Below are 21962 nucleotides of genomic sequence, written 5' to 3'. Positions count from 1 at the left end.
CCCTCGATTCCGAGGGGGTGTTTTTTTCGGCGCCGGGCTAGTTTGGTCTTCAGGAGAGAACCCAAATGATCGACAACAATCCGCCGACAGCGGACGCCTGCGTCCTGCGCAACCTGCTCGACAGACACGCCATTGAGCGCCCTGACGATATCTTCGTGACATTCGAGGACGGCACAGCGCTGACCTGGGCACAAATACGGATGCAGGTGCGGCAAACAGCCGCGGGATTGCAGGCGCTGGGCGTAAAGCAAGGCGATCACGTCCTGTCCTGGCTACCCAATGGACTCGACGTGCTGCGGACATGGTTCGCGATCAATTATCTTGGCGCTGTCTATGTGCCGCTCAATCTCGAATATCGCGGGCGCCTTCTCGAACATGCGATCGGACTGTCCGATGCGCGGCTCATGATTGCCGAAGCCGGGCTGATCGAGAGGCTCGGCCCTATCGATAAGGCGCGCCTTGAAACGATCATCGCCGTCGGCGGCACGGCCGACCTGCCCGCGAGCCTGAAAATCCTTTCTGCCGATATGCTCGACGGCGATGACACCAAGCTGCTGCCACTGGATCGACCGATCCAATCATGGGACATCCAGTCGATCATCCTCACATCGGGCACCACCGGCCCGTCCAAGGCAGTACTGTCGTCTTACGCCCATCTCCAAGCGTTATGCGGGTCAGAGAGCTGGGCCTTTGTCGAGCCGACCGACCGCTTCATGATCAACTTGCCGCTGTTTCACATCGGCGGCACAGCCTGCATCTACGCAATGGTGATGCGCGGCGCATCGATCGCAATGATCGAGCGATTCCGCACTGAAGAGTTCTGGCCGACGGTCCGCCGCACACGCAGCACCGTCGTCGGCCTGATGGGTGCGATGACGCCGTTTCTGGCATCGGCTGCACCTTCGCCCGACGATCGCACGCACGGCCTCCGCGTCGCTGTCATCATCCCGCTGATCGGAGACATTGCCGCGTTCGTCGAGCGCTTCGGCGTCGAGGTCTATACCGTCTACAACATGACCGAGATTTCCACGCCACTGATCTCCGATCGAAACCCGACGCAGCCCGGCGTTTGCGGGCGTCCGCGTCCCGGCGTCGAAGTCCGGCTGGTCGATGACAATGACGTCGAAGTTGCCGAGGGCAAGATCGGAGAACTCATCATCCGCACGGCGCGGCCCTGGTCATTGAACTCCGGATATTACAAGGACCCCGAGGCGACCGCGCGTGCGTGGCGCAATGGCTGGTTCCACACCGGCGACTCGTTTCGCCGCGATCCGGACGGGCTCTATTACTTCGTCGACCGCCAGAAGGATGCAATCCGTCGCCGCGGCGAGAATATTTCTTCGTTCGAGGTCGAGGCGGAAGTCGGCGCGCATCCGGGCGTGAAGGAAGTGGCGGCCCTCGCCGTGCCCAGTCCGCTGGGCGAGGATGAGGTGCTGGTTGCGATCGTGCCGCATCCCGGGACGATTATCGACCCGGTCGAACTGATCGCATTTCTGACGCCCAGAATGCCACGCTATATGGTGCCGCGCTATGTTCGCATCGTCGCCGACCTGCCGCGGACACCCACCGCCAAGGTCCAGAAGCATCTGCTGCGCGAGGAAGGACTTTGCGCGGGCGTATTCGATCGCGAGGCGGCAGGTCTGCGCATCGCTCGCGAGCGGCTGAAAGTCTGACCCCAGCCGCCTGCCCGCGACATTCGCTTAGTATTTGAACCCGAACTGGATGCCGTAGGTCGCGGGACGGGCCGCAGCGCGCGCGATACCGTCGGTCCCGCGGATCACGTTATTCCAATAATATTCATTGAGCACGTTGTTGCCGAAGACCGAAACCTTCCACCCCGCATCGTCGTTGCGGATGCCGGCGCGCAGATCGACGACCTGATAGTCTTTGATTTCCTGTCCAGCGACATTGCCGAAGAATGCCGATGTCGCGCTGCGATAGCTATAGTCCGCACCGACGAAAGCGGTGAGATTCGACGACACGTCCCGCTCATAGGATCCGCCGGCATTGACCGAATGTTTGGGTGAGAAGTTCAAGGCGTCGCCCGCGAAATCCTCAACCTGGTTCGAGAAGTTGATGCCGGTGAACTCCGTGATCTTTGTGTTCAGGTACAGATAGGAAGCATAAAGCGTCAGCCCCTGAACGGGGCGCAGGCTTGCTTCGACCTCCGCGCCGTAAATTCGCGACTTGGGCACGTTGACCAGCGTCGATAGGCCACCAAAGGTCGGGTCGATGATCCGCCCCCGCTGCTGCTTGTTGGTGTAGTCGTAATAAAAGGCTGCCGCATTGAGTTGCAGCAGCGAGCCCAGCGGACTGGTCTTCGCGCCGATTTCATAGGCAATCAGCTTTTCCTGCTTCACAGGGCGCAACTGCACTTCGGTGGTCGACCCCAACGTCGCGAACGCGCCCGCCTTATAGCCTTGCGATATCGTGGCGTAGACCAGCGTCCGCGGCGCGGGCTTCCAGTTGATACCCGCGTGGTAAGACACGTTATTCTCGACCAGGCGCTTCTCTTGCAGGCCAGGCACAAGGTTGGCATCCAGCGTCACGCAGGCTCCCGGCGCAGTTGCCGGAAGTGGGGCCAGGCCGCGCGCGGCGCGCAGCGAATTCACGATCGGCGAGAAAAACGCGGCGAGATCACCGGCGCCGCTATCGGCCGTACATCCGGCGAAATCGCGCCTGTCCTCGGTATAGCGAACGCCGCCGACCAGCGAGATCGTCGAGGCGATGTCGAATTCACCATCGGCGAAGACGGCATAGGTCTCGACTTGCTGATTGGCGGTGACAGGTGTCCGGCGATAGGCACCAACCGTGCTCGTGCCCTCGCGGATACTCGTGTCCTGAAGATCGCGGATCTTGTCATGGCGGTAGTTCCCGCCAAAGCTCCAGAACAATTCGTCGGTATCCCCGCTTAACCGCAGTTCCTGATACCAGGATTTGATCGTTCCCTTAACCCGGGCCTCGAAATTGACCGCTGCCATGCCGTCGCGATCGAGCAAGGCATTGCCCTTGTAGTCCGAATAGGACGAGATCGACGTCAGGCGGATAGCATCGCTTAGTTCGTATCCGATCTTGAGCCCAGCCTGCCCAAAGCGGTCGTCGCGGCCATAATCCAGACCGGGCGTCCAGTCGGCGTCGCGGGCGTTGTTGCCAGCAAAGGGCGAATTGAATACTTGCGGCAGCCGGGGAACATTGGCCGGTCGGGCCGGTGTGAACCGGATCAATTGCAGCGCCTGCGTATCCGATTTGTCATACCAGCCGTTGAGGTCGAGATCGACGCTAACCCGGTCGCTCGGCTCCCAATTTAACAGGGCGCGGAAAGATCCGCGTTCGACCTGGCCAAGCTCGTCGCCGGGACGAGAGATGCTGCGTTGCCAGTCGCCACCCAGAGCGAAATCGGCAGCGATCCGCGCCCTGACCGTTTTGGACAGCGGGCCGCTGACATAGGCCTGGCCGCGCATGGTATCGAACCGACTGGCGGTCACGTCGATGCCGGCCTCGAAGGTGTCGCTCGGTTTGTTGGAGATGTAGTTGATCGTGCCGCCCGTCGAGTTCTGGCCGTAAAGCGTTCCCTGCGGCCCCTTCAGAACTTCGATCCGCTCAAGGTCGAGCACTGCTCCCTGCGTCATCGCCGGATAAGCCAACGGAATTTCATTCACATAAACGCCTACCGCCGCGTTGGCGCCCAGGCTGCCGTCGTTGAAGCCAACGCCGCGCAGCGTATAGAGCGGCACGTTCAAGGCTGAATCCGCGGCGGTAAACCCGGGTACGATCTTGGCAAGGTCGGAGGCAGAGGTGATGCCATGTTCCGCGATGGCATTACTCGACAGCACGCTGACGCTGATACCGACATCGCTGAGCGCCTGGTCCCGCCGTTGGGCCGACACAACGATTTCGTCTGGATCATGGGCTTGCGGGGCACCGTCAGTCGCGGAAACATCCTGCGCCGCAGCGCCATCCGGGACCGAGCAACAGAACAATGCGACAGACGCAAACAGCCCCGCACGCGAACTGACAAATGTCATCAATTTATCCTCCCAAGAACTGGTCTATTCAAACCATTGTCCCGGGACGGTAGACGGAAACTGCGGACATCGGCCCCCTCGCTATCGAGGGGACTTTATAAGCCGACCACAGACGCGGATTGCCGTAACCGCGTCAGCCTCATTCCTGTGCCGTTTTCTCTTCGAGCGCGACGATACGTTCGGTGCAGATCGCATGGACGGCACGGCCGAGTTCCTCGACGCAGCCGGCGAGCCAGAGCAATTCCTCTTCGGTGATGCGATAATGTTTCGAGTAGCGGGCCTTCACATAGGCCTCTTTCAGCTTCTCGAACCGCCCGCGGTCCGCGCGTGTCTCGCGCGGCCATGCCTCGACAAGCCGCAGATCGATCCGCTCAGCCTGCGTGCGCAGGAAACCGAGATTGTGGACGTGCGGAGTATAGAAGGTACAGACCAGCAAGACGCAGTGGTATAAACGCTCGACCGCTTGGTGCGTGTCGAACGCAGCGTCCTTAAGGTAACCCTTTTCAGTCCCGAACTTCGCAATGTCGAAGCGCTTGATCGCGCTCGGAAACCATTCGTCGAAATATTCCTTCGCCATCGCAAGCGCCTGTTCGGGCGTCTTGGGCTTGGGAGTGTGAAGCCCCTTTTCGTCAAACTCGTAGAGCGCGATCCCGTCGCGCGCGACGTCCATGAAGAAATAGCGCCCATGCGCGAGGCCGTCGTTCACTTCCTGAATGGTGTGAACAATGAAATTGACGGGCGTGTGGAGCGTCTTGTCGATCGCAAGCTCGCGGGTCAGCCGATCGTCGAGCTTGAGCCAGTAATCGACCTTCTCGGTCAGGCGTTCATCGTTGACAATGATCAGCAGATCGAAATCGGATCGGTAGCCCTTCGCCGTATGCGGTTCGTCGACCCAACCGCCGCGAGCATAGCTGCCATAAAGAATGATTTTATCGATCCGACCCTTCTTCTTCCAGTTCATCGTGGCGAGCGCGAGCGCATCCTCGAATTCCTCGAAGATGATCTGCTTTACCCGCTCAAGCTCGCGCTGCTTGCTGGCCGGAAGATGATCGAGATCGGTACGCATGGCTCCTACCCTGTAGGCACTGAGTCCAGTTGGCAAGATCGAAGCGGCCTCGCCTGCACCACAACTGCCTCCAGTGTTGGGTCCTTTTGTCACAAGCCGAAAGTCAGGTAGCACCTGATCTAAGTCGTAGCTGACCAGTGACTGCTGCCTCAAAGATGCTGCTCGGCGTCGCGGAACCGAGGCGTCTGCTTCGCGTCTCATTGTCGCCGAACAAGTGAGCAAGGCCGTTGCTCGGAAGCAGACATTCGCTATTTCATCGATGTTAAGGCTATAGGACCGTGTCCTTGACGTCGCTTGCCGGGCCGGGATCATCCGCAGCGGTGCGATACTCAAGTTCGCAGCGGGGGGACCAAAGTGCGAGCATTCAAGTTTCGGACTCTGCGCGATTTGGATCGCGTCCTGGGTATGATCCGCTCCAACGATCTATGGTGCGCAGACTGGCAAACCCTGAATGATCCGATGGAAGGATTCTATTACTACGAACCGGGTAATGCCCAAGGGGACGCCCAGCGGATCATCAATGCAATTCGACGAGGAAAGCGTGGCAGATATGTTTGCTCGCTGTCAGCCCGTTTCAATATCGCAACTCAATGGGCTTATTATGCCGATGAGTTTCGCGGCCTGGCGTTGGAATATGATCTTTCCGGCCTTAACACCTCGGGCGACGTCACCGTCGGTCACGTGCGCTACGAACCCCTAGAAGCTAGCTTTGATATCTATCAAGATGCGGATCCGGCACGCCTGGCCGAGTTGGTCTTGCTGACAAAAATCGACGAGTGGCGGCATGAGCAAGAAATTCGCATCATCTCCCGTAGAGAGGGGCGGCTGCGGATCCCGGGAGGCGTGCAATCCGTCACTCTCGGCCACCGGATGGCTTCGGATGTGAAGGAGGTCGTTTCATCGTACTGCCAAGCCCGCAACGTTCAGGTTTATGAATTGGTGTTAGACGGTCGCGGTATGAGCCGGGAACCTCTTGATTTCGAATTCCAGTCTCGGCGGCAGCGGCACCTCCGACCGTAACCGCGACACGCTCCGGTCGAGCGGCGGGAAAGTTTCTGATTGCTCGCGACAAATTTGCGACAGTGGCCGGGCTCGATACGCCCTCGACATCTCCAATGAGCTATAGCGGTGTCGTTGTCGTACACGGCTCAAATCGGAACCTTTGAGAAATTTTTCGATCCGCCTTCCCAGTTTGTTTGTGAGCCTCGCAATATAACTGAGAGAATGACGTGAGAAATATGATGGACGAGGTTGAGCATCTTTCGTTGGAGGAAGTCGGACGGCTGTTCAGCCGTCAGCGGCAATCCGACTTGCTGCGCCTCGCCGCCCTTGCGAACACTTGGGTCTGGTTCGCCCCCCGGCGAGACCCGTTTGATCTTCTCAATGAAGCGTTCGCCCGAATATTAGCCGGGGATAGACCCTGGCCCGCACATGTTTCTCTCCATACCTTTATATCCCAAGTGATGCGCAGTATTGCCAGCCAATGGCGCGCTGAGGACATGCGTGAACCGCTAGCTGGAGATCGGGGTGGCGGGCATGCCGACGATCTTGAGACCGAAGAGCTTGATTTAGCCGATCTCGCCCATCGAATGAGAGCGCACTTGATCTACGATCCCCCCGCAATGGGTATCTTCGACCACATGCTGGCCCAGACAAGTCGAAAGCAAGCTTGCAGCCAACTCGGTCTCGACGCGACTGGCTACGATACTGCTCGTCGCCGCATGACCCGAACTTTGCGACGTCACTTCGAACCTGGATGGAAATAATGACGACGACTCCGAACTCTGACGACATTCTTGCGCTGATAGCGGAGGGAATTCTCGATGCCACCGACGAGGAAATCGTCGAAACGGCGCGCGCGCATGGCGTGGACGTCGATGCTCTCGAACGGAAGGTTCGTGAGGTGATCGCAACACGTGTCGCCGCTTTGCAGCCGATGCCTGCCCTCACCATCGGCGAGACAGTTGCATTGCGTTCTGACCCCGCCCGCATCGGTGTGATCACGGGCATCACGCCCAGCAATCGGGAAACACGTCTCAGCGTTTTCATCGATGGTCGCCTCGAAACCCTGTATTTGAGTCAAGTCGTGCGCGCGAATCTTGCGCCAGGGGCGGTGCGCTCCACACTGAGCGAATTTAACGCCCGCCTGACTGCTCTCCAGCTTGCTGAGCCCAGCATTGCCAACTTATATTCGCTGCAAGCCGGCCGCATTGATTTCATCCCATACCAGTTCCGGCCCGTGCTGAAATTCATTCGGGCCGATCGACCGCGCCTGCTCGTCGCGGACGAGGTCGGGGTGGGCAAAACTATTGAGGCGGGGCTCCTGCTGCGCGAACTGCAGGCGCGTCGTCCGCTCCGGTCGGTTTTGATCGTTTGCTCGAAAGCGCTCGTCGTGGAGGAGAAATGGCACCGCGAGATGCGGCGGTTCGATGAGGAGTTTGTTACGCTGGGCAGCGACGAGTTGCGCTATTGTCTTGACCAGAGCGACCTCGAGGGAGAATGGCCCGACCGGTACTCCCGTGCGATCCTTCCATTCTCGCTCGTAAACGAGAATTTGTTACAGGGCTATCAGCAACGCGGAGGCCGTCGCGGACCGGGGCTGAATACCCTCGATACGCCGCCTCGGTTCGATCTCTTGATCGTCGACGAGGCGCACAATGCGCGTAATGCCGACACTGGTCTTCATCAGGGTCTACGGATCCTTGCAGACAATGCGGAAGCCGTCGTGCTTATCACGGCAACCCCTGTTCAGCTCGGAACCGGTGATCTGTATTCGTTGCTAAACCTTCTGCGCCCCGACCTTGTCATTGACCGCCCAACCTTCGAGCGGATGGCCGAACCGAACGAAGCCATCAACGCCGCGATCGCTGCCATCCGCGGCGCTGCAGCAGGATGGCAGCAAGAAGCGATTGGACACCTCAATGAGGCCGCTGCGACCGATTGGGGGCGAGCGATGCTATCCCCGTCGCCCGAGTTTCGCAATCTGCTTACGGCCACGCGTGGCGCTGCAAGCGACGACGACCGGGTGCGGCTTATCCGGCCGGCCGAAGGGCTCCACAGCTTTTCAACGATGATCAGTCGGACGCGGCGCCGCGATATCGGCAACTTCACGAGCCGGAAAGCGCGTACCGTGGAGGTGCCATTCACGCAGGAGCAGCAAAGCGTCCATGACGATCTGCTGGCCCTTCAGCGCATCATCTATTTGCGAGCGCACGGCGCTGCTCCCCTCGGCTTCCTGATGACGACAATCCGCCGCCAGGCAGCAAGCTCGCTCCACGGGCTTGCCCCGTTCCTTGAAGACATCCTGTCTCGTCGGCTCAGCGACCTCGAACTTATCGAAATCGACGATCATGCGCTCGACCATAATGACGCCGACATAGATGCGCTTCGCACGGAAATCGCCTCTCTGGTGGAACGCGCGCGCAACCTGTCGGACGAAGACCCCAAGCTCACAGCCCTCCTCGACATCGTCAACCAGAAAGGGGGGATGGCGAACCGCCGACTTTTGCTGTTCAGTTCCTTTCGGCATACGCTCGCCTATCTCTACGAAGCGCTTCGCGCTCGCGGTGTCCGCGTGGGGCTTATTCATGGCGGCGTTGCCGACGACGATCGACGCGCCCTTCGCAAGGCCTTTGCGCTTGCGCCTGAGAACGAAGACGCGATCGATGTTCTCTTGTCCTCGGAGGTCGGGTCGGAAGGTCTCGACTTCCAGTTCTGTGACGCATTGGTCAATTTCGACATTCCCTGGAATCCCATGCGGATCGAGCAGCGCATCGGCCGCATCGACCGCTACGGCCAAGCAAGTCAGACAGTCGCAATCTACAACTTTGTGACCCCGGGGACGGTGGATTTCGATATCTATCAGCGGTGCCTCGTGCGGATCGGCGTCTTCGAACGCGCGATCGGAGGTAGTGAGGCAATTTTGGGCGAGATCGCTGGACGGCTTCAGGCCGTGGCGGACGATTTCCTGTTGACCGAGGAAGAGCGGCAAGCGCGGCTTCAGCAACTCGCTGACAATGAAATCCGTCAAATCCTCGAGACCGACGCGCTCGAGGAGCGTGAGGCCGAGCTGTTCGGGGTTCGGATCGAGCGCACGCGAATGAACGACGAGATCGCCGAGGCATCGAGCCGCTGGCTCGAGCCGGCCGCCATTGAGCGGCTAGTGGGGCTACACCTCGAACGCGAACTCGATGTCGGTCGGAACCCCATTAGCGGCCAAGGCCCGGTCAAGAGCCTCCGTTTGGCCGCCGATGCCCGGCGCCACCTCGTTCCGGCGCGCGCGCGCGGGACGCGTCTCAGTCTTGCGGACCGCGAATGGGAGACCTGGTTGCGCGGCGATCACCAGACGCTTGCGCTGACGTTCGACCGCGAGGCGGCCAACGAGGATCGTTCCCTTGCGTTCATCACGCCGGTCCACCCGCTGACGCAGGCAGCAGCGCGCTCGTTCGCAGGAGACGACGAAATTGTGGTGACGCTTCGCGTGAACGATCCCGAGTTGCCGGCGGGCGATCATCCGTTTGCAATCTACCAATGGCAGATGCGCGGCTTGCGCGAGGATGCAATGCTCGTGCCGGTCGTCGAAGATCCGCGGGTCGCGTCAGCCTTCTTGGACATTTTCACGATGGCAGCAGACGCGCCCGATGTAGCTCCTCCTGACAGTTCTGCGGTGGAGGGACTCGAAGGCTGGCATCATGAATTATGGACCCGTCGGCGCGCCGAGCATGTGTTCGAGGCAGGCGAGATCGCTCGCTTTCGGAGGGATAGCTTGGAGGCCAGTCACCGGGCGCGCGTGACAATCCTCGAGGAGCAGCTCGCCGCGGCCTCCGAAGATCGGATCCGCCGGATGCGGACCGGGCAGCTGGCGCGCGCCAATGGGGATTGCCGGGAGTCTCTCGATGGCCTCACGATGGCTGAGCGGCGCGCGGATATTCTCCCACGCCGGGTTGCGTCCGGAACATTGCGAGTGGAGCATTGATATGAACAATCCCTTCCTCGAATGGCTCGATGATCTGTGCGCGAAGCGTCAGCGGTGGGTTGATGCCAGCCACGAGAATGACTTTGATCGGGGCATCTGGAACGCCACCGTCGACAAATATGCTGATCCCAGCCACTTCATCTTCGAGCTTCTCCAGAATGCGGAAGATGCCGAAGCGACATGGGTTCGCTTCCAGCTAGAACCCGATAGGATCATCTTCGAGCATGATGGCCGGCCGTTCGATCGCCTGGATATCGAAGGCATCACGGGGATTGGAAACACGACCAAGCTGGATGACGGACATAAGATCGGTTGCTTCGGGATCGGATTTAAATCGGTTTACGTCGTCACGGACCGGCCTGAGGTTCACTCGACTATTGAGGGCGCACCTCTCGCTTTTGCAATCGAGAGCCTCGTCGTCCCGAAACTAGTCGAAACGACACACGCCGAGACGACGACGCAGATTGTCCTGCCGCTCCGGGCCGATCGTGCCGAACTTGCCCTGACGCGCGCGCGGGAGGGGCTCACTGCGTCAGGGCCTCGCTCGCTGCTGTTCCTGCGAAACATAAAGCGTCTTGGATGGGTGGATGGGGACCGCCGCGGTGAAATTGAAGTTAGCGACACCGACGGTTCAATCCGGTCGATCCGCTCGAATCTGTCCGACGGCAGCAGCCAGCTCGATCGCTTTCTCGTGCTTGCCCGCGCTGTCGAGTATCGTGAGGGCCGCAAGCAATATGAAGTGAAGGCCGCGCTGCGGTTAAACAGCGGGGGCGACCTGATCCCCGAGGACGCGCCCACGCGACTGGCGGTGTTTTTCGAAACCGAGGAGCTGACCGGGCTCCATTTCCATATCCACGGTCCGTTTCAGCTCACTGACAACCGCGGGAACATCAAGCGTGACGACGCCTGGAATGCGGAACTCATAGAAACGATCGCCGCCATGGTTGCAGACGCGCTGCCGTCGCTGCGCGACCGGGGCCTGCTAAAGCGCAGTTTCCTTGATCTCTTGCCCAACGCGTCCGATGAACTGCCTGTCGCTTTCGCGCCGATCCTCACGACGCTTGTCGCCAAGTTCGCAGCCGAAGAGCTGATTCCGGTTCAGGGCGGAGGGTTCACAACGACCGCCAGCGGTATCAGGGGTCCAGCGGATATCCGCGACCTTCTCGGGGAAGCCGGATTGGCGGAATTTTGCGGAAGATCCGGTCGTCGCTGGATCATTGCCGCTTTGAAGAACAGCCGCGCCGACGCTTTCATCAATACGTTGAAGGTGGAAGAGTTCGGACCATCGGACTTCTTCACCTCTTTTCGGCACGTGCTCGGACCGCAGAATCTTTGGCTCGAAGCGGATAAGCTTCGGCGCAGCTGTGGTCGCGAATGGTTCGATGCGCTAAGCGACGAACAGATCCAGCATTTCTATCTGGTCCTGGAGGCCGCGCACAAGGTTCAACGACCGTCAGTGCCCATTGGCGATTTCAAATTTGTCAGGCTTGAGGATGGTCGCCGTCATTCTCCGCGGCACGCGGTCTTTGCGCCGACCGACAGCGATCTCGACTCCGATGCCGATCAAGGCGAACTTTTCCTCGTAAAAAAGAGCCTGATCAAGCTCGGCAGAGGGCGCGGCAAGGAGGTCGAACAATTCTTGCGGCGGATGGGTGTACGCGACATCGATGAGCGCGCCTTTCTCAACGCCATCCTTCGGACGAAGTACAAGGGTGACGTCCCCAAGCCCAATCGCGAGCAGCACCTGCAACACATGCGCCGCTTCCTGCGCTGGTGGAAAGAAACGGCCGACGTGGGACCATTCGCCGATGTGTCCTGCATCCGCGCGGGTATCGAAGCCACCTATCACGACGCGGAAGATGTCTATTTCGGATCGCCGTTCCTGGAATCGGGCCTCGCGACGATATACGACGGTAACACGAAGGGCCGTGACCGTGTCGCGCTTTGGGAAGGATACAAATATCTTCCTCGCAAAGACCTCATCGCATTTCTCGGCGATTGCGGGGTCGAGAACGAGCTTACAATATCATCGTCTGTTATTTCCTACGGTCATCCGTATTGGAACGATCTGCGCTATGACTGGGGTTCTGCACGTCACACCAGTACGGGTATCAACATCGATTTCTACATCGACGAATTGCCCCTGCTCCTCGCGCGCAAGGATCCCTCCATTTCAAAGCTGATCTGGGGTGCCGCGCGCGCCGTCGGCGCGTCGGTTATGATTGCTCGATTTTCTCCGAACCAACAATATGAGGCGCGCAAGCGTCCCTCGTCACTGGCGGTCGCATTGCGCGACACGCGCTGGATTCCCTCCAAGGATGGGAGCTTACAAAAACCGAGCGAGTTGACGTCGGCCGATCTCGCCAAGGGATATGCAGTCGGCGGGAATGAAGAGTGGCTTCGTGCGATCGGGTTTGGCGAGCAAGCGCGGCAGCGCAGCGAGCAAACCAAGGCGCGGAGGCAGGCCGGAGAGCTCATCGGGCTGTCCTCGGAACTGGTGGATCAGCTGGGAGGCCTTTCTGCGGACGCGCTCGCTGCGCTGAGCGCCGATATGATTAAAACGATCAACAGTCGTTCCTTCGAACCGGTTGATTTTCCAGCGCGCGAAGTGGGCAACCCCGACCGCCGCGCCGAACGTCTGGCGCAGCGTGCCAAGGCCGCTCCCACCAAGACTTATGAGGTCCGTGAACGATCGGTGCGGACAAGTGATGCCGGAAGCCGGGCGATCGCCCGAACCTATCTTGAGGACCATTACACCAATCACCTGAACGAGATGATCTGCCAAGGCTGCCACGAGAAGATGCCGTTCGACCGGCCCAACGGCTCGCCCTATTTTGAAGCAGTGGAATGTCTCGATACGCTTCCGCAGGAGCAGTCCGAAAACCATCTGGCATTATGCCCGACCTGTTCGGCCAAGTGGCATCATGCCAACCCCATCACCGATGCCGAGCTGCGACAAAAGATCGCAGAGGCTTCGACACCAGAGATTATGGTCGAACTCGCGGGCGCACCGGTGCGGCTGAGATTCACTCAGGTTCATCTCGATGACCTCCGTGTCGTGGGAAACCTCGCTTCGCCCTAAGCAAAAAATCAGTTCCTTCCCGACGCGCAAGCTGAGTGGCGCGGTCCGAAGAAGCCGCGGATAGCGCTGTCGGGCATCCGCCGGCCTGCCAGCGTACCCGGTAATGGGCCCCCGCGCCAATTGCCGCCCCATATTTTTAAGGCGCGCTGATGGCGCGCTTCTACAAAGATAATCTTCTGACTTTCTGGCCCAATAAGCGTCGGCCGTTAACCGGATCGATAGGTTGCGCGGTAAGCCTCGGGCGATGTAAGGCGATGAAATGGAAAAACAGTTGTCGGACCAAAAAGGGAAAAGCCCGGATGCCGATCCCGAGCTGAGATTCGATCACAACGTGATCGAACATCTTGGGATAAAGCTGTATCAGAATAAGCCCGTCAATGTTCTCGCGGAACTACTCGCGAATTGCTGGGACGCAGATGCCCAGCACGTGTGGGTTGATTTCAGACAGGGCTTCGCGACCGTCGCGGACGATGGCTTCGGAATGTCGCTGAAGGCCCTGCGCGATCGCTATCTTGTGATCGGCAAGTCGAAGCGCACGTCTCCCAAGGAGCAGTCACCCGGTGGGCGAAAGCCTATGGGTCGCAAAGGAATCGGTAAGCTTGCGCCTTTCGGTGTCGCCCGGATGGTTGACGTTGCGACCGTTAATGCCGGCGTGCTCAACTGGTTCACGCTCTCGCTGGACGATCTGTTGAAGATGGGCCGCGACGGGGGCGAACATCGCTACAAACCCGTTTTTCACGCCAAGGACGTGAGCGCCGATCTTTCAGCGGCGCAGGGGGCTACGTCGACAGCCACAGCGGAAGTCAGGCGATTTTTACGCCGGATGCGTAAAATACCGCTCGCAGAACGTTCCGGTACGTTGGTCGCGATGTACGGTCTGACGGCAAACGCCTTGCCGGCCCCCGACGATATCATTTCGGGGTTGGGAGCGCGGTTCTCGGTTGTACTCGCCCGCCCCGACTTCAAGGTGCGTGTTTCCTCGCGGCTTATAGACGAAAAACGGGCGCTTCCCGCGTTTGACTTCAGAATTCCCGCAGAAGGCTTCAAAGAGGGCAAAGTCGGTGGTCGCCCGGTAAAATGGTGGGCTGGATTTGTCCTACGCGCCGACTGGCCTGCTGACCAGGCAGGTGTCGGGGTATTCGCTCACAGCAAAATTGCTCAGGACCGGCCCTTCTTCTTCGGTGCCAAGGGCAAGGAGATATATCAGCGCTATCTCTACGCCGTCGTCGAAGCAGACTGGCTGGATGAACTGGAGCGCGATCTCGTTTCGACCGACCGGACCAGCATCGACTGGCACGATCCCGAAACTGCGGAATTACTTGAGTGGGGCCGCAAGGAGGTGGGGACTTGGCTGGACAGATATGCGGAATGGCGCGCGACGCTCGTTCAACAGGAAGTCGAAACCGCCGCTTCTACAATGCGGTCGAAGGGGCGCATCCATATATTCTCCGATGTGGAGAATCAGGCGATCGTGAAACTGGTTGCCGATGCATCGGGTAGCCTCGGGCGGGGCGCGGCGGCCGACAAGTCTCGCGAGGATCTGCTCGACGTTGTGTCGCGTGCGTGGATTAATCAGCCGACGAGAGAACTGCTTCGTAAGGCGTGGACCGATTTGGCGAACGCCGCGGATGATGCGGACGCGTTCAAATCGCTCGCAGAGACCGTCGGAGACCATGCCGTCCCGGAGGCTATGGGTTTGGCATTGACGTTTGCGCAGCGCGCGTTCGCCTTGTCCGTTCTTGAGACCGCAATCGGCAAGAAGTCCGAAGCACGCCTGCAGAAACTGGTCGAGGAGTTCCCCTGGATCATTCAGCCTCGCGGCGAATTGCTGACTGCTGACCAGTGGCTCAAAACCAGTATCGAGAAGATCGCCGACGAGGATGAATCCAAGGATCGTGCCGGCAGGACGATACGCGAGATGTCGCACCAGGAGCGTGCCGATTTTGTGTTTCTTACGTCGCCCAGCGAGACCCGTATCCAAATTGTCGAGATAAAGCAGAATGATCCCCAGCACACGCTCAACCTTGAGAATCGGAGGCAGCTTGCTGACTATCTCGATATGGTGGAGAGTGAGCGCTCAAGCGCAGACGTGAGCGGGCTGTTGATCGGTCACACTGGCAATCCCAGATTTGACGCGAAAGATTCGCGGATCACCGTTAAAAGTTGGGACGAAATCCTCATCGAATGCCGGGCGGCTTATCTTGAGCTTCTGGCCGGCACCCTCGAACAAGCTGACCTGGGGCCGGGCGATTCCCGGCTAGCAATGGTGAAGCAATTCGGCGGGCCAAAGGTCTGGACGTGGCTCAACAAAATGGCTCAAAAAGATAAACGGCTCGCCGCGATCATGGAGAAAGCCAAACAAACTGGGATCATGATCACGGCCAGCACGGCGGCTCCCGCCCCGGCCCTTCCTCCTCCAACGCCGCCAGCGGCGGCAGAAATTCCGCCGGATGCGTCAGCTGCTCTGCCTGCGAATGAGGATTGACCTCGAAGGAGGTCATCCAGAGCAACTAGGCAAACCAGAGGCGGTGACCTCGGTCCCACAGGTGGACATCGTCGGGCGGCATCGGCCTTCCGCTCGCACGCCAGCTCGACGCAAATCTCCTGCGAAGTGTTTCGAAGTGGTGTCTGCGGATGCCGCTCAGCAACCCTCTCACCACGATGTGCCAGAATGACTTAGCGCGGGGCTGGACTCACCCGCCGAGGTCTCCGCCGGCGGCAAACTCGTTATGAAGCTCGATTGCGCGCTTTATCTGAGAACGCACGGACTTCGTCATTTCGGCAAATTCCTGTCGATCGCGCAAACGACGGATCGCATCCTCCGCCGTTGGAACCGCATTCTCGCCGTCACCGATGAGGCGATTGACGCGGCGCAGACGCGAAAGCACGTCGCCGGCGGCCCTAGGCGTATATTCGTGGCAGGTGCGCAGCCATGCGCGGAACAAATCTTCGGGGCTCTCGGTTGCCGACATCTCATACTCCATAATCGTCGCGGCCACATGAGCTGCGAGACGGCACGGCACGGCGTTGGCTACCATCATGTCGATGTCGGTGCGCGTGCCCTCAAAACTATGATGCCTCGGAAATGTCTGGATCCGCGCACGCTCATTCTGCGTCAAGGCACGTACCTGTTCCGGTGCTGCAGGATCGTCGGGATGCTGTTTGTAGCCAGGTGCAACGGGGCGATTGGTCGAGCGGACCGTGGGCGAGGGTTCGTCTAACGAGAAGATCGCGCGCCGTCCCCAATTACGCGGATGACGGTAGTAGAAGTCGACGTCGAAGTGGCCTTCACTGCGCTCGTCTTCCCCCGTGTCATCATGCTCGGCCTGCAGAAACGACCGAATAGTAAGTGGCTCTGCGGTCCTGCCGCCCTCCAGACGGTGTTCGAGAAACGCGTCCTCCGCCTCAAGCTTTCCGACGGCGAAATAGCGCTTTCGCGATTGCGGCACGCCGTGGAACGCAGCATTCAATTTCGCCTCAGAAATTCCGTAGCCTGCATCCCGCAATATTCCACGTGCGATCGCCCAAGAGCGGCTGCCCTGCGCTTCGGGGACATTCTCCATTACGAACCATTTCGGTCGCGCCGCTCGAATTGTTTCTGCGAAGGCCACGGTCAAACGAGCTCGACCCGCCTCTACCCGCGAACCGGCTTGCGAGAAGTCTTGGCACGGGGGGCCGCCCATGATCACGTCGGCCCTTGCTGCACGAACCTTGCGGACGGTGGAAACGACATCTTCAAGGTCAAGGCGTTCGACATCGTGGCCAAGGTTCCGCTCGTAGGTGGCGGCAGCGGCTTCCCACTTTTCAGCTGCGAAGGCGAGCTCCATTCCGGCTTCACGACTACCGGCGCTCATTCCCCCGCAACCCGCGAAGAGATCCGCAGTCCGCATTATCGTCCCCTTATCATTTTGGAGACGATAGGCATCAACGGCGTTGACGTCAACTCAGTTGACGCCGAATTCTAAAGTCGGACGGCAAAAGCTCAAGAATCTTTGCTGCGGGAAGCGACACGATGTCATAATTGACGTCCAGCTGCGCTAAACAACGCACGAAGTGGATAATGCCGCCGCGACTGGTGCTGTTCGCACCGCGGCCTGCCCTCCCGGCATCCGCGTCGTAATGGATGTCGTAATAGGCTTCCACGGCGTTCCGCATATAGGCCAGCGGATAGCCGCTCTTGCGGCTGAGGATGTTTTCCTCAGCCTTGCTGGCCGAACCCGCGTCGGCAAGCAAGACTCTTGCGTATATTCCAAAATACATGACGCACTGGACCGCACCGCGTACAAGATGGCGGTGGCCGTGATCATATTTCGCCCAGTCGGACGAGTTGGTGATGAGATGCCGGTGTGGCTTTCCGATGAACCTTTTTCCGTTCCGAACGGGCATGGTGCGAGACGAGTGATACAGCGAGAGCCACGGCCAAACGGCTGGGTCGGCCAGTAGCTTCGACACATCACTGTCTTGCTGCACGCCCGTCAGAATGGATTGTCCAAGGTCGTACTTCGAATCCGTTGGCAGTGGCGCGACTACAAGTTCGATAGGGAGTTCGTCCGTGTAGCGTCCGTCATACAGCAGATGGACCGGGGGAGGTTCATCGCGGGTTGTTGACGAAACATAATCGGCAAATAGCGAGTGTCCGGCTTGGTTCAGCCGGCGGGCGAGGATTTGGCTCAATCCATCTCTCCATGGCGTTCCATCGCGCTAACGACGCGCGAGGCTAGGCGGTGGTTCTGTGCAAATTCTCTTAACGTCTGTTCGATCCAAGCTTCATGCTCCTCGATGTCCTCTGCCGTCGGTGGCTCCACGGGTGACACCGAGGCGGCCCATTCCGACCAAGCGCGTCCCCAGTCGGATTCCCGAAAGGAATCATCTGACAAAAGCTTTGTCAGAACGATACGCAAAGCGGCGGGTAGCACTAGGGCCGACGCGACAGGATCGCTCTCGATCCACGTCTCGGCGGCCGGGATACGTGAATTGACCACCAAGGAAGTTTGCCCGTCCGGGGCTATATCGACCGCCCAGGTGAGTTCGCCCAGATTACGAGAGCGCACCTGAAGCAGAGCTTCGCGTTCGCCTGACCGGCGGTCATCCGGGCGAATTTCGTCGCTCGAGGCAAGAATTAAGCCGTCAGCGGCGACGACCTTAACCGTAAAAAGCGCGTCCGTGGGATCGCTGAAGTTCTTCAATAGATGTTGGCTTGAACCGCCCTTGGCCCTTACTGACTTCGTCGTTCCGATTGCCCATCGGTCGAAGGATGCAGTCCTGGCCTGCGACGCTTCCATCCAAACGTCGGCTGTCTCGAATGCTTCGTCTTCCTGAGCAGGAACCGGCAGATCGAGCCTTAGCACTCGCACGACAGCGGGATCGCCGCCGAGCGAGAGCGACACGGCTCGCTCAGCGATATGCAGTCTTCCGGTCGAATTGATGATCTCTTTGACCCTACGCCTCGACATCATCGTCCCCCATTGCGCGGACGGTAACGACGAGATCACGGTTCGCGTCGAAACCGTTAGCCTCGATCGTAAGGGCGGCCAACGCGCCAGTGACCCGTATAACGTTCCCGCTTGCCTCCACGTTCGCGTCTCCGACTTGAGCGACCTCAATGTCCTGTCCGAAGGAGAAGTCCGTCTCGTTCCAGTTGGGCGGACCTCTCCTCTGTGCATATGCCACTTCTACGACGACGTCCGACACTTCGACATCGCTTGGTCGACGGACGGCGAATCCACCAGGGCGGCTCTGGACCGCCCAAAACGGACGCGCAGGGGGCAAATCTATTGGCGGAGTCGGTGTCGGTGTCGGTTCGATCTGAATACGTGGCTTGGGTTTGGGTCGAGAAAAAAGCGATTTGAAGGCCTCGCGGTTCACGCTCTCAGCGTCTTCATCGCGAAGGACGCGTTCTAGCTGGCGAAGGGCATTTGCGACCTTTGCCAGCGTTGCCTGTGTATTGCGATATTTCCCCACATCTCGCAGATTCTGATTTGTCCACCGCGCGTGGCTGGGGGGTTCGGCATCGCCGAGGAAATCCGAGAGCGGCCCGTCAGCAGCCATGAGCAGTCCAATTACGTCGCCGCCCGCGAGGACGCGCCGTTGCTTCGGGACCGTGAGGCGGCTCCGCGCATAGTGCTCTGAATAGTTTTCGCCAACCCCGGTCTTGCGCATATGGAGCAAAGCAGCGCCGTGCAGCTCACCGCCGCCAATCGGCTTCACGGTCACGGGCAGCCGAACGCTGACAAGTTCGCCGTCCGTGAATGCCTTTCGCATCTGCGCGACATCCTCACTCGAGAAGGAGTCCGCAGAAAGCTCCGCTCGCTCCGTTGCGTCCCAGAACCGTGTCTGTTGGATCGCTTCAGTGGCTACCGCGATTGCTCCTCGAAGGTTCAGTGAAGGCCAGCGGTCGGCCCACTCCATCACGGTCGACGCATCGAGCGTGTCGCCTTCGACATCGAATGAGAGCAGCCCACTGGCTACTTGCGGGAAGCAGTTCGCGACTAGCGCGCACTTAACCGCCGCGAGGTCGTCATCCAAGATCTCCGGCCGCGCAAACGGCACGACAAGTGAGAGCCCGCACTCGGTTGAGCGCGAGAGCTTGAAGTCGTCGAAGAATTTTTCGATCTCCGGCCTGTTCTCGAACGGCTCCGGGAAATGATCGCCTTCCGTCGGCGAGAACTCTCCGTACGCTTCGTACTTTCTACCGTTCAAATCGTGCGGGCCGAGAATTGTCTGGCCCATCAGGAGCGCGCGGCCATCCTCACGTATCGTCAATCCGAAGAACATACGAGCAATCGACGCGCCCGCGAGCGTACTCTTGCCTTCACCGTGTCGGCCACCGGTGTCTCCTTGCTTGTTCGATTTGCCATATTGCCGCCAGAAAGCATAAAAACCGCCGCCCGGCCTGTCAGTTTCGCCCGTTAGGCCCTTCGTTCCGAAATCCTCGATCACGAGACATTCGACCTCCGAGGCATTCCTTACTGCCTGCGCCAACTCTGGCTTCCAGCTTAGTATGTGGTCTTCAAGGCCCGGCAGCCATCGTTCAGCGAACTGATCCGCGGGAAGGGTACGCCTCGATATACGAATTACAACTCCCGGCGCTCCGTCTGCGCGAGCATCGGCGCTATTCTGACTTGTCTCGCGAGTGACGGATTCCGCAATGTTATCTGCATCGCGAAATAGCTCCTCGTGCTTCGGCGTAACTTCGAGCGAGCGCGGTGAGCGCTCAGCAAAACCCCACATGCCTGTTCCCTTCAGAGCTTGAATTCGACCGCGGCTTTGCCCGTGCGTTCGACAAATCTTCGCTTGAGCGCATCGACTTCACTCGACAACGCTGAGGCGATCTTCCGGATATCGCCATCGGTAAATTCGTAGTGCGATCGGTTCGAAAGATTGCCGATCACGCGGATCGCGCGGATTGCATTCGCGGTTCGATTTTCTGCCAGCGTTACGAATTTTTCGCGCTTGCTGGGTTTTTCAACGGGCATGCGAAGGCTCCTTCCTGCATGCATTTCTACATATACCTCCCGTATTATGCAATATATACGCGCAGAGTTACGAAAATGGAGCGTATATGTGGATCGCAGAGGACATAATTATTAGGATTGATGAACTTACTGAGTAGGCGTTCGTCGATTACGAGGTCGCATCGCTGAACTACGAGCGTCTTGATATTAAGGTGTCCCGCAAGGAAGCCGAAGAAATCGTAGAGCAAGAAGCGGCGTTCCTTGATGCGCTCAGAGCAGCGGAGGACCACGGGGATGACTCTCGGCGATTTAGCGCCTGGATCGATTGTGCCCTCGAAACGGCCATGGCGCATCGCCATATTGAGAGATCGCATGGCGTGAATAAGAGAAGGACTTCGCTTGAATCTCAACGATCCCTGCATGTGCGGCAGCGGTAAGCCCTACAAAAAATGTCACCGCTCGCTCCATAGGACTCCGCCACGCCGCTATCTCGAGGAGGCGCGCAAATTTTACATCAACCGTTGGGTGGTGAACGCGTCGGTCCATGCGAGGGCGGAGCATTACGATTGGATGATCGATCAGGTGCCAGGTCCTGTGCATCGGCTGCTCGATATCGGCGTCGGCGAAGGATCCGGTCTGGCCGCAATGCTGCGCCGATACTCGCCGGAGAACGCCGTTGCGATCGAGGAGAACCCCGAATGCGTTCGGCGCGCACGCACCAAGTTATGCGCCGCCGACGAAGAACTAAACGTCGTCACTCGCATGACGACGGTGCCGATGGGAATGGATAGTAAGGCGTACGATCTCGAGTTCACCCGGAACCAGGTGCCGAGCACAGGTCTAACGATCGTCGTCACTGATCCGCTGTTCGACAAGCATCTTGCGGAGGATTTTAGTGCCGCCGGGCCATTCGATTTGGTCACGGTGTGGCTGGTAGGGTCGCACGAGGCCCGCGAGAATTCCCGCGACCTAATGGCACTTGGCCCCATGACGGCCGCTAAATATCGACTCCTAGTCCAGAATGCGGCCTACGAGCTAGCCGACAAGCTGCTCGCCGTTGGTGGGCGCCTTCAGGTTGTCGACCGTTTGCCCGTCCAAGATCTCGCACTTGCGCGTGCCGAGCTGCTGGCTTCGCACACTGACCAAGCCGCGCCAACCACGCTCAAGGTCGCCAACATCGCCTTCCTCAAATATCAGGAAGTTGGGAGCGGCGGCGTCAAGATGCTGCTGAAGAACCACGGGCAAGGGACACCAATGGGAAATACGCCGACAACGCTGCTCGCCTCGGTCGTCTCAGTGAAGGGTTAGGCCATATCGACCTTGGCGACTGTCAACCGCCGAAATTGCCGGCGGACTTGAT

Annotated in this window: 14 protein-coding genes; 7 read left to right on the top strand and 7 right to left on the bottom strand. The window is 59.3% G+C overall.

Features of this window, described 5'->3' with window-relative positions:
* Positions 1-65: 65 nt before the first annotated feature.
* Positions 66-1673 carry an AMP-binding protein gene (locus NL2_RS07940; protein ID WP_036524207.1) on the top strand — a complete coding sequence of 536 codons (1608 nt, stop codon included), beginning with the start codon at positions 66-68 and terminating at the stop codon, positions 1671-1673.
* 27 nt (positions 1674-1700) lie between these two features.
* On the opposite strand, the gene NL2_RS07935 is transcribed toward NL2_RS07940, so the two are convergent.
* Positions 1701-4025 (bottom strand): TonB-dependent receptor, encoded by a 2325-nt coding sequence (locus NL2_RS07935; RefSeq protein WP_036524204.1) that lies wholly within the window; start codon positions 4023-4025, stop codon positions 1701-1703.
* Positions 4026-4164: 139 nt separating this feature from the next.
* Positions 4165-5091: a HEPN domain-containing protein gene (locus NL2_RS07930; RefSeq protein WP_036524201.1), complete on the bottom strand. Its 927-nt coding sequence runs from the start codon at positions 5089-5091 to the stop codon at positions 4165-4167.
* A gap of 405 nt (positions 5092-5496) precedes the next feature.
* On the opposite strand from NL2_RS07930, the gene NL2_RS07925 reads away from it, so the two are divergent.
* From NL2_RS07925 to NL2_RS07905, 5 genes are all read left to right on the top strand, one after another.
* The gene (locus NL2_RS07925) at positions 5497-6111 is read left to right on the top strand and encodes a DUF2971 domain-containing protein (RefSeq protein ID WP_036524198.1); all 615 of its coding nucleotides are present in this window, start codon (positions 5497-5499) and stop codon (positions 6109-6111) included.
* Between the two features lie 221 nt (positions 6112-6332).
* Complete coding sequence (locus NL2_RS21105) at positions 6333-6857, top strand: hypothetical protein (RefSeq protein ID WP_155986197.1); 525 nt, start codon at positions 6333-6335, stop codon at positions 6855-6857.
* Positions 6857-10066 (top strand): DEAD/DEAH box helicase, encoded by a 3210-nt coding sequence (locus NL2_RS07915; RefSeq protein WP_051586737.1) that lies wholly within the window; start codon positions 6857-6859, stop codon positions 10064-10066. Before NL2_RS21105 ends, NL2_RS07915 begins: the two co-directional genes overlap by 1 nt.
* A gap of 1 nt (position 10067) precedes the next feature.
* Entirely contained in the window at positions 10068-13148 is a 3081-nt protein-coding gene (locus NL2_RS07910) for a sacsin N-terminal ATP-binding-like domain-containing protein (RefSeq protein WP_036524192.1), read from the top strand.
* Positions 13149-13407: 259 nt separating this feature from the next.
* Positions 13408-15633 (top strand): ATP-binding protein, encoded by a 2226-nt coding sequence (locus tag NL2_RS07905; RefSeq protein ID WP_068073551.1) that lies wholly within the window; start codon positions 13408-13410, stop codon positions 15631-15633.
* Between the two features lie 208 nt (positions 15634-15841).
* Here the strand turns inward: NL2_RS07905 and NL2_RS07900 are convergent, their stop codons facing one another.
* The 5 genes from NL2_RS07900 to NL2_RS07880 form a co-directional block, all read right to left on the bottom strand.
* Complete coding sequence (locus NL2_RS07900; RefSeq protein ID WP_036530991.1) at positions 15842-17038, bottom strand: DNA cytosine methyltransferase; 1197 nt, start codon at positions 17036-17038, stop codon at positions 15842-15844.
* Between the two features lie 49 nt (positions 17039-17087).
* Entirely contained in the window at positions 17088-17822 is a 735-nt protein-coding gene (locus NL2_RS07895; protein WP_157083093.1) for a hypothetical protein, read from the bottom strand.
* Positions 17819-18535: a hypothetical protein gene (locus NL2_RS07890; RefSeq protein ID WP_155986498.1), complete on the bottom strand. Its 717-nt coding sequence runs from the start codon at positions 18533-18535 to the stop codon at positions 17819-17821. Before NL2_RS07890 ends, NL2_RS07895 begins: the two co-directional genes overlap by 4 nt.
* Positions 18536-18587: 52 nt before the next feature.
* On the bottom strand, positions 18588-20129 hold the full coding sequence (locus NL2_RS07885; RefSeq protein WP_157083092.1) for a hypothetical protein: 1542 nt from the start codon (positions 20127-20129) through the stop codon (positions 18588-18590).
* A 260-nt stretch (positions 20130-20389) separates the two neighbouring features.
* Complete coding sequence (locus tag NL2_RS07880; protein WP_036530995.1) at positions 20390-20623, bottom strand: hypothetical protein; 234 nt, start codon at positions 20621-20623, stop codon at positions 20390-20392.
* A 378-nt stretch (positions 20624-21001) separates the two neighbouring features.
* Between NL2_RS07880 and NL2_RS07870 the strand changes: the two genes are divergently transcribed.
* Complete coding sequence (locus tag NL2_RS07870) at positions 21002-21910, top strand: SEC-C metal-binding domain-containing protein (RefSeq protein ID WP_155986500.1); 909 nt, start codon at positions 21002-21004, stop codon at positions 21908-21910.
* Positions 21911-21962 lie beyond the last annotated feature (52 nt).

The organism is Novosphingobium lentum NBRC 107847 (genome assembly GCF_001590965.1).
GTDB lineage: Bacteria > Pseudomonadota > Alphaproteobacteria > Sphingomonadales > Sphingomonadaceae > Novosphingobium > Novosphingobium lentum.
Note: the sequence above shows the minus strand (reverse complement) of the source record. Positions and strands in the feature narration are given on the sequence as shown.